Here is an 8,359-nt window from a genome sequence, read left to right on the forward strand (position 1 = left end):
CGCCAGGACCGCGAGCGCGACGCGGGGCCTCACGGCGGACCGCCCTCGGTGCGAGCGCGTCGCGGCGACCGCGGCCAGAAGGCCCACACCACCAGCGCGGCCGCGGCCACGGTCATACCGCCGAGCACGACGGGATGCCCGAGTGCGGCGATCACGGTCGCCAGGCCCGGCACCGCGAACAGCACGGTGCGCACGGAGGTCACGGTGTACGGAAACGGGTCGTCGACCGCATTCGCATCGCCCCGCAGCGTCAGCACGCGCTCCCCCGCCGCGGCGCCCGGTTGCACCGCGGTCACGCGGTGGGTCACGGGCAGGTCGCCGGGGCGGTCGACCGTCACGACGTCGCCCACCTCCACCGCCGCGGCAGGGACCCGCTGCACCACGGCGACCGATCCGGCCGGGATGGTCGGCGACATCGAGCCCGTGCGGAACAGGATGAGCGTGATCTGCGCCGTGGCCGCCAGCAGCACCAGCACGATGCACACGACGCCCGCGGCGGCGGCGAGCCACAGCAGCGCATCGCCCAACGCGCGCGCGAACCCGAGGCGCCGGGTGGGGTGCTGCGCCCGCGCCCCGGCTTCCCCGCTCTGCTGCGCGCGCGCCTCGCGGCGGGTGAGTGCCGTCACGACCCCTCCTCTCGCCCGTGCCCTGCGGCGGCTACGACGACGTACCCTGGATCTGCCATGTCTGGGTCATCGTCAGGCCCTGCGCGGTGTTCGGCGCCGTGGTGGGCAGCGTCACCGCGAAGCAGTAGTTCACGACCGATGCGCCGTTCGCGGACACCGCCTGCGTCGAGGCGCCGCCGGCCGTGAGCGCGGAGCCGTCCGCGACCACGGCGGTGCCGCCGGGGTAGGTCGCCGCCGAGCACGTGGTCCCGGCGATCGCACGCACCCCGTAGGTGAGCGACGACGCGAGACCCGTGCCGCCCGGCGTCCCGGCCGTGAGCTGGAGCACGCCGGCGACCGAGGGCGACGCGGTCTTGACGCTGAACAGCGCATACGTCGTGGTGCCGGGCGCCATGGCCGTGGGCGGGAGCTGGAAGTTCAGGGCGGCCGCCGCCCCCGTGGTCGCGTGGCTGGAGAACGTGACGCCGTCGGTCGCCCCGACGAGGTCGAACCGGCCGGCCGTGAACGTGGCCGAGCCGAACTCCGAGTCGTTCCAGGCGGCGAGTGTCGCGGTCGCCCCGATGCCGAGCACCAGACCGCCCGCCAGGAGGGCTCGGAGGCGGCGGGAGCGGAGCCGGATCCTCTCCCGCCGCTGCCTGCGGGTACCCATGGCCCGCTCAGCTCGTCGACGTGGCCGTGAACTCCCAGGTCGCGTTCGTGACCAGGCCGGGTTCGAGCGCGGCGGCGGCCGTGACCGCGACGCACAGCTGCACGGCGGTGCCCGGGGTGGCGGCGGAGGCTCCTTCGGTGAGCGTCACGGCGGTCACGCCTGTCTGTGCGTCGAGCGTGGCCCCGGAGGCGACGGCGGTTCCGGTCGCGCTGGCCGCGTTGCAGGTGGCGCCGGGAGCGAGCGGGTAGATCGCGTAGGACAGATGATCGGTGTTGGAGCTCGCCGCGGGATCCGCGGTCGTGCCCGCCGCGACGAGGCTGGCCCCGGTGGTCGTGCCGGCCGCGAGACGCACCCAGAAACCCGCGTAGACGGTGTCGCCGGGCGACATGTTGCCGACGACGCCGGCGGGGAGCGTGAACGCGAGGGCGGCGGCCGTGTCGCCGTCGTCGACGTTGTGGTCGGTGAAGGCCGTGCCGTCGGTCGAGCCCTCCAGGTTGAACGAGCCCGCGGTGAACGTTCCGGTCGCGAACTCGGAGTCGTTCCACGCGGCGAGCGTGACCGCCGCTCCCACTCCGAGGACGAGTCCTCCTGCCAGGACCGCGCGGACCCTTCGCCGGGTCGTGGTCGTCGCCATGTCGTTCCCCCTCCGTCGTCGATCTCGGGGAACGCCGGCGAGCGGAACTCGGAGGATTCTCCCGCGTCCTCGCATCCTCTCCGAGCCCCTCGGACCAGACAAGGCGGATCCGCGCGCAGCCGTGGCACAATCCGCGCAGCCGGGGATCGTCCTGTCAGCGGCGCGACCGGCGGGCGGGCGCGACCGGGGCGAGCACCCGCCGCGCCTCGTCGGCCACCTCTGCGGCGATGGTGTCGAGCAGCGTCGACCGCAGGTTCCACTGCTGCCAGTACAGTGCGACCTTCAGCGTCGGACCCCCGAGCGCGACCAGTCCGGGCGTCTCCTGCAGCCGCGGGACCATCCCCCAGCCGAGGCCGAGCGACACCGCGATCGCGTAGTCGTGGGACGCGGGGACGTAGTGCCGCGGCACGCCCTGCTGCGTGACGGACATGGCCGCGAGCCACTCGTGCTGCAGCGTGTCGCGACGGTCGAAGTCGACGAAGGGCGCGCGGGCGAGAGCGGCGGCGCTCACCCCCTCGGCGAACCACCGGTCCGCGAAGCCCTGCTCCGCCATGGCGCGATACTCGAGCACCCCGAGAGGTGCGACCGAGCATCCGGCCACCGGGGTCTCCTCGCTCGTCACCGCGGCCATCACCGTGCCGGATTCCAGCAGCCGGGCGGTGAAGTTCTGATCGTCCCGGTGCAGGTCGACGTCGATGTCGTGCGTGGCGGAGAGTCGTGCCATCGGCGCGAGGAACCACGTCGCCATCGAGTCGGCGTTCACGGCGAGCGGAACGACGATGCGCCGCTCGGAGCCGTCGTCGCCGATGCCCACCCCGGCGAGCGCGTCGTGCTCCAGCAGCGCCACCTGCCTGGCCAGTCGCACCACCGCCTCGCCGGCCTCGGTGAGCCGCGCGGGCTTGCTGCGCACGAGCAGGATGCGCCCCAGCTGTTCCTCCAGGCTCTTGAGCCGCTGGCTGACCGCGGACGGCGTGATCCGGAGTCGGCGCGATGCCGCGTCGAGAGTGCCTTCGTCGGCGACGGCGGCCAGGGTCGCGGCGAGCTCCGGATCGATCCTCACATCAGTGATGCTAATGGTTCGGAAGAAATCTTCGCTTTCTCTGATGGCAGTCGCTTCCTAGGCTGGTGCCATGCTCACCGTCCTCGCCGGTCTCGGACTCGGCCTCTCCCTCATCGTGGCCATCGGCGCCCAGAACGTCTTCGTCCTGCGCCAGGGCATCCGGCGGGAGCATGTGCTGGCGGTCGTGATCGTGTGCGCCGTCTCCGACGCCGTGCTGATCGCCGCCGGTGTCGCCGGGCTGGGCTTCCTGCTCCAGGCTGCGCCGTGGCTCGTGGTCGTCGCCCGGGTTGCCGGGGCGCTGTTCCTGTTCGGCTACGGGCTGCTCGCGGCACGGCGCGCCTGGCGCGGCGGTGAGGTGCTGGCGGTCGATGCGTCCTCCCCCGCCGACGGAACGGGGACCGGTCGATCGGCCGGCGGCACCGCGACCGCCACCCGGAGCGGAACACGTCTGGCCCCCGTGCTCCTCACCGTCCTCGCGCTCACCTGGCTCAACCCGCACGTGTACCTCGACACCGTCCTGATGCTCGGGTCGATCGCCGCGACGCACGGCGAGCAGCGCTGGCTGTTCGCCGCCGGGGCCATCCTCGCCAGTGCCCTGTGGTTCACGGCCCTCGGTTTCGGGGCACGCTACCTCGGGCGCTGGCTGCGCACCGAGCGGTCGTGGCGGGTTCTCGACGCGGTGATCGCCGTGATCATGGTCGCGCTCGCCGTGAGCCTGATCCTCCCCGTGTTCGGCGGCTGATCCGGCTCAGACTCCGTCGATCTGCGCCAGCCGCGCCCGCACCAGCGCGCGCAGCGTCTGCTCCGGGATCGGATGCTCCGGCTGGAAGCGGATCGTCCCCTTGTCCACGCTGGCGCCCGGATGATCGGCCAGCGCCGCCGCCACGGCCGCGACCGCGTCGGGACTGAAGGGATACACGCCGATGTGCTTCTTGGCGCGCATCACCGACAGCAGCGGTCTGCCCCCGTGGACGAGGGCGGGCATGCCGTAGCCGGTGCCCTGCTCGGCATCCGGCTCCTCCTCCCGCGCGATCGCGTACACGCGGTCGATCGCCGCGCGGTCCGCGGGGGCGAGCCCGGTCAGGTAGTCGTCGATGGTTCCCACGACCGCATCCTGTCACCGATCGGCGGCGCGCACGAGCCCCGGGTCTCAGGCGCCGTCGAGCGGGCGGAGGATGCGCGTGAGGAACCGCTGCGTGCGCTCGTGTCGCGGGGCGCGGAAGATCTCGGCCGGCGGCCCCTCCTCGACCACCACCCCGCCGTCCAGGAACAGGACGTGGTCGGCGACCTCGCGCGCGAAGCTCAGCTCGTGCGTGACGACCGCCATGGTCCACCCCTCGTCGGCGAGCTCCTTGATCACCAGCAGCACCTCCCCGACGAGTTCGGGGTCGAGCGCGCTCGTCGGCTCGTCGAACAGCAGCAGGTCGGGCTTGAGAGCGAGAGCACGCACGATCCCCACGCGCTGCTGCTGCCCTCCGGACAGCTGATGCGGACGGGCGTCCGCCTTGTCCGCCAGGCCCACCCGGTCGAGCAGGGCCAGGGCCTCAGCCACGACCTCGGCCCTGGGCCGCCGCTGCACACGCCAGGGCCCCTCGATCACGTTCTGCAGCACCGTCAGATGCGGGAACAGGTTGTGGTGCTGGAACACCATCGCGGAGCGATCGCGGAGGGCGAGCCGCTGCTGCTTCTGCGCGCGAGGCCGCGGCCGCTCGGCGGGGGCGAAGTCGAGCTCGGGCCCGCCGTCGACCGTGATGGTGCCGGCGTCCGGCGTCTCGAGGCCGTTGAGCGCGCGCAGCACGGTGGTCTTCCCCGAGCCGCTCGGGCCGATGAGCACCAGCACCTCTCCGCGGTGCAGCGTCAGGTCGATCCCGCGCAGCACCTCGGTGTCGCCGAAGCTCTTGCGCAGTCCGCGGGCGGACAGCAGCGGGACGGGCGTCTGGTCAGTGGGCGACACGGCTGTCGAGCCTCCTCTCCAGGGCGCTCTGGCCGAACGACAGCACCAGGCAGAACACCCAGTACACCAGCGCCGCAGCGAGGTAGATCACCATGAACTCGAGGGTCGTCGCCGCGATCTGCTGCGCGACCTTGAACAGCTCCGTCACCAGGATCAGCGACGTGAGCGAGGTGTCCTTCACGAGTGAGATGAACGTGTTCGACAGCGGGGGCACGGAGACCCGCGCCGCCTGCGGCAGGATGATCCGCGTGAGCGTGCGGGTGCGGTTCATCCCGACCGTGTACGCCGCCTCCCACTGCCCCTTCGGCACCGACAGGATCGCGGCCCGCACGACCTCGGCTCCGTAGCCGCCCACGTTGAGCGACAGCGCGATGATCGCACTCGGCCACGGGTCGAGCGTGATGCCGATCGACGGCATCCCGTAGAAGATCACGAACAGCTGCACCAGCATGGGCGTGCCGCGGATCACGGAGATGTAGAAGCGCGCGACGCCCGCCACCACCGGATGCACCGAGATCCGCATCAGCGCGACCCCGACCGCGATCAGCAGCCCCAGCGCGAACGACACCAGCGCGAGCGGCACCGTCGCCGTCAGGCCCGCCCAGGCGATCGGCCAGAGCGAGTCGAGGAACAGCTGCCAGGGGTTCGCCATCGGTTACTGCGAGACGTCCTCGCCGAAGTACTTCTCGCTGATCTCCGCCAGGGTGCCGTCGGCGCGCAGCTCCTCGAGAGCGCCGTCCACGGCCTCGACGAGCGAGGTCTTGTCCTTCGTGAACACGAACGCCTGCTCGCCGGCGTCCTCGGTCTCCGCCGCGATCTTCAGCCCCGTCGGGCTGTTCGTGGTCTCGTAGTCGAGGAACGTCAGCTTGTCGTTCACGGTCGCGTCCACACGGCCCTGACGCAGCAGCTCCACGGCCTGCGCCCAGCCCTCGACGGCCTCGACCTTGGCGCCGGAGTCGGTCGCCAGCTCGTACCAGTTGCTGGTGAGCGACTGGGCCGTGGTCTTGCCGGCCAGGTCGTCGAACGAGCTGATCGAGTCGTCGTCCTCGGCCACCACGATGACGCCGGGCGACACGGTGTAGGGCGCGCTGAAGAGGTACTTCGCCTCGCGCTCGTCGTTGATCGAGACCTGGTTCGCGATCACGTCGAAGCGGCCGGCGTCGAGACCGGCGAAGATCGCGTCCCACTGCGTCTCCTGGAACTCCACCTCGAGGCCCAGCTTGTCGGCGACGGCCTGGATGATCTCGACGTCGTAGCCGGTCAGGTCGCCCGAGCCGCCGTCGTCGTGGAAGCTGAACGGGCGGTAGGTGCCCTCGGTCGCGACCGTGAGCGTGCCGTCCTTCACCAGGCCGAAGTCGGAGCCCGCGGTGCTCTCCGCACCGGACGTGCTCGCGGGCGTGGTGGAGCCGCTGCAGGCGGTGAGCGCCGCGGCGGCGACGACGAGTGCGGTGACGGCGATGAGACGACGGGACATGGACCCTCCTGGGGTGAGAGGCGCGGTGCGAGTTTACGCGACCGGCGCGGGACCTCCCCACAGTACGTGCCGTCGCGGGATCCGCCGCATCCGATGACGCTCCGTGTCGACGCGGGGCGGAGGACGCGAAACGCCCCCGGGCGGAACCCGGGGGCGTTTCGGTGAGTCAGGCTCAGATGGCGTTGACGTCCAGCGGGATGCCGGGGCCGAACGTGGTCGACACCGCACCCTTCTGGATGTAGCGGCCCTTCGCGCTCGACGGCTTGAGGCGGACGATCTCCTCGAGCGCTGCGCCGATGTTCTCGTTCAGCTGCTCGGCGGTGAAGGACGCCTTGCCGACGACGAAGTGCACGTTGGCGTGCTTGTCGACGCGGAACTCGATCTTTCCGCCCTTGATCTCCTCGACGGCCTTGGCCGGGTTCGGGGTCACGGTGCCGGTCTTCGGGTTCGGCATCAGGCCACGCGGACCCAGCACCTTGCCGAGACGACCGACCTGGCCCATGAGCTCCGGGGTGGAGACGGCCGAGTCGAACGCGGTCCAGCCGCCGGCGACCTTCTCGATGAGCTCGGCGCCGCCGACCTCATCGGCACCTGCGGCGATCGCGGCCTCGGCCGCGGGGCCCGTGGCGAAGACGATGACGCGGGCGGTCTTACCGGTGCCGTGGGGCAGGATGACGGTGCCGCGCACCATCTGGTCGGCCTTGCGGGGGTCGACGGCGAGCTTCAGCGCGACCTCGACGGTCGAGTCGAACTTCGCCGAACCGGTCTCCTTCGCGAGCGCGACGGCCTCGGCGGGCGTGTAGAAACGGTCTGCCTCGATCTTCTCGGCGGCAGCCTTGTAAGCCTTGGACTTGGTAGCCATGATTATTCTCCTCAGCCCTCGACCGTGATGCCCATGGAACGGGCGGTGCCGGCGATGATCTTCGAGGCGGCCTCGATGTCGTTCGCGTTCAGGTCGGCCTGCTTCTGCTCGGCGATCTGACGGACCTGGTCCTTGGTGATCTTGCCGACCTTGACGGTGTGCGGGGTGGCCGAGGCCTTCTGCACGCCGGCGGCCTTCTTGATGAGCTCCGCCGCTGGCGGGGTCTTCAGGACGAAGGTGAAGCTGCGGTCCTCGTAGACGGTGATCTCGACGGGGATGACGTTGCCGCGCTGCGACTCGGTCGCGGCGTTGTACGCCTTGCAGAACTCCATGATGTTGACGCCATGCTGACCGAGCGCGGGGCCGATCGGCGGCGCCGGGTTGGCGGCACCGGCGTTGATCTGAAGCTTGATCAGGCCGGTCACCTTCTTCTTCGGTGCCATTCTCTTTCCTTTCCTCGAGGCGGATGCGGACACCCGCTTCTCCCACGGACCCGGCATCTCCGGGTCGTGGTCGTCAGCGCGCACGCCGAAGCGGCGCACAAACCATAAGAGTCTACCGCATCCCGCGTCCCACTTCCGCGCAGGGTCAGGGGTCGCGGTACTGCTCCGCGATCCGCTGCCCGAGCTCGCGCAGGGCTGCACGCACCTCGACGGGTTCGAGCACTTCCACGGCGCCCGTCCACCCGGCGAGCTGCTCGGCCAGAGCGTCCGCACGGTGGGCCCGCACCTCGATCAGTCCCTCGTCGGCATCCATCACCGCGGCCTGGCGCCCGAAGCGGTCGAGCACCGCGCGCACGGCCCAGGCCTCCGCGCGGATCACGGCGCGCGCCTCGCCCCGCAGCCCCTCGACCGTCTCGACCATCCGCTCCCACGCGGCAGGCGCGTCGAAGCCGTCCGGCCCTTCCCCCCGCTCGTCGGTGAGGGCGAGATCCGCGATCCGGTCGACCCGGTACGTGCGCAGCCGATCCACGTCGGCCCCGCCGTTCCGCCCCGGCGCCGCGAGCAGATACCACCGCGGACCGCGGCTGCCGACCACGAGCGGCACCACCTCGACCGGCCGCCCGGCGTCGCCGTAGCCGAAGCGCACCCGGCGGCCGG

Annotated in this window: 12 protein-coding genes; 1 reads left to right on the forward strand and 11 read right to left on the reverse strand. The window is 71.6% G+C overall.

Annotated elements, in window-relative coordinates:
• Positions 1–29: 29 nt before the first annotated feature.
• The 4 genes from DW299_RS01305 to DW299_RS01320 all read right to left on the reverse strand — a co-directional run bounded on the left by DW299_RS01305 (position 30) and on the right by DW299_RS01320 (position 2,969).
• The gene (locus DW299_RS01305) at positions 30–626 is read right to left on the reverse strand and encodes a signal peptidase I (protein ID WP_136035362.1); all 597 of its coding nucleotides are present in this window, start codon (positions 624–626) and stop codon (positions 30–32) included.
• A gap of 31 nt (positions 627–657) precedes the next feature.
• Positions 658–1,275: a SipW-dependent-type signal peptide-containing protein gene (locus DW299_RS01310; protein WP_136035363.1), complete on the reverse strand. Its 618-nt coding sequence runs from the start codon at positions 1,273–1,275 to the stop codon at positions 658–660.
• A gap of 7 nt (positions 1,276–1,282) precedes the next feature.
• Entirely contained in the window at positions 1,283–1,909 is a 627-nt protein-coding gene (locus DW299_RS01315; RefSeq protein ID WP_136035364.1) for a SipW-dependent-type signal peptide-containing protein, read from the reverse strand.
• A 154-nt stretch (positions 1,910–2,063) separates the two neighbouring features.
• A complete protein-coding gene (locus DW299_RS01320; RefSeq protein ID WP_136034386.1) occupies positions 2,064–2,969 on the reverse strand; it encodes a LysR family transcriptional regulator ArgP in 906 nt (301 codons plus the stop codon).
• A 70-nt stretch (positions 2,970–3,039) separates the two neighbouring features.
• Between DW299_RS01320 and DW299_RS01325 the strand changes: the two genes are divergently transcribed.
• Positions 3,040–3,711, forward strand: a complete 672-nt coding sequence (locus tag DW299_RS01325; protein WP_136035365.1) for a LysE/ArgO family amino acid transporter — start codon at positions 3,040–3,042, stop codon at positions 3,709–3,711.
• Between the two features lie 6 nt (positions 3,712–3,717).
• On the opposite strand, the gene DW299_RS01330 is transcribed toward DW299_RS01325, so the two are convergent.
• From DW299_RS01330 to DW299_RS01360, 7 genes are all read right to left on the reverse strand, one after another.
• A complete protein-coding gene (locus DW299_RS01330) occupies positions 3,718–4,074 on the reverse strand; it encodes an iron chaperone (protein ID WP_136035366.1) in 357 nt (118 codons plus the stop codon).
• Positions 4,075–4,119: 45 nt separating this feature from the next.
• Entirely contained in the window at positions 4,120–4,923 is an 804-nt protein-coding gene (locus tag DW299_RS01335) for an amino acid ABC transporter ATP-binding protein (protein ID WP_136034393.1), read from the reverse strand.
• Complete coding sequence (locus DW299_RS01340; RefSeq protein ID WP_136035367.1) at positions 4,910–5,575, reverse strand: amino acid ABC transporter permease; 666 nt, start codon at positions 5,573–5,575, stop codon at positions 4,910–4,912. The genes DW299_RS01335 and DW299_RS01340 overlap by 14 nt, the downstream gene beginning before the upstream one ends.
• Before the next feature lie 3 nt (positions 5,576–5,578).
• Positions 5,579–6,397, reverse strand: coding sequence for an amino acid ABC transporter substrate-binding protein (locus DW299_RS01345; RefSeq protein WP_136035368.1), 819 nt, complete (start codon positions 6,395–6,397; stop codon positions 5,579–5,581).
• Positions 6,398–6,569: 172 nt separating this feature from the next.
• Positions 6,570–7,259 (reverse strand): 50S ribosomal protein L1, encoded by a 690-nt coding sequence (rplA, locus tag DW299_RS01350; protein ID WP_136034399.1) that lies wholly within the window; start codon positions 7,257–7,259, stop codon positions 6,570–6,572.
• Positions 7,260–7,270: 11 nt separating this feature from the next.
• Positions 7,271–7,702, reverse strand: a complete 432-nt coding sequence (gene rplK, locus DW299_RS01355; protein WP_025102337.1) for a 50S ribosomal protein L11 — start codon at positions 7,700–7,702, stop codon at positions 7,271–7,273.
• Positions 7,703–7,847: 145 nt separating this feature from the next.
• The coding region (locus DW299_RS01360) for a helix-turn-helix transcriptional regulator (RefSeq protein ID WP_136035369.1) at positions 7,848–8,359 on the reverse strand (512 nt) is incomplete at its 5' end.

This window comes from Microbacterium sp. K35 (assembly GCF_004794375.1).
Classification (GTDB): domain Bacteria; phylum Actinomycetota; class Actinomycetes; order Actinomycetales; family Microbacteriaceae; genus Microbacterium; species Microbacterium sufflavum.

What these genes read in the sequence shown, in the direction of transcription:
- DW299_RS01310 (WP_136035363.1), bottom strand. Translation starts at nt 1,275, where the DNA reads ATGGGTACCCGCAGGCAGCGGCGGGAGAGGATCCGGCTCCGCTCCCGC.
- rplK (WP_025102337.1), bottom strand. Translation starts at nt 7,702, where the DNA reads ATGGCACCGAAGAAGAAGGTGACCGGCCTGATCAAGCTTCAGATCAAC.
- DW299_RS01345 (WP_136035368.1), bottom strand. Translation starts at nt 6,397, where the DNA reads ATGTCCCGTCGTCTCATCGCCGTCACCGCACTCGTCGTCGCCGCCGCG.
- DW299_RS01340 (WP_136035367.1), bottom strand. Translation starts at nt 5,575, where the DNA reads ATGGCGAACCCCTGGCAGCTGTTCCTCGACTCGCTCTGGCCGATCGCC.
- DW299_RS01325 (WP_136035365.1), top strand. Translation starts at nt 3,040, where the DNA reads ATGCTCACCGTCCTCGCCGGTCTCGGACTCGGCCTCTCCCTCATCGTG.
- rplA (WP_136034399.1), bottom strand. Translation starts at nt 7,259, where the DNA reads ATGGCTACCAAGTCCAAGGCTTACAAGGCTGCCGCCGAGAAGATCGAG.
- DW299_RS01315 (WP_136035364.1), bottom strand. Translation starts at nt 1,909, where the DNA reads ATGGCGACGACCACGACCCGGCGAAGGGTCCGCGCGGTCCTGGCAGGA.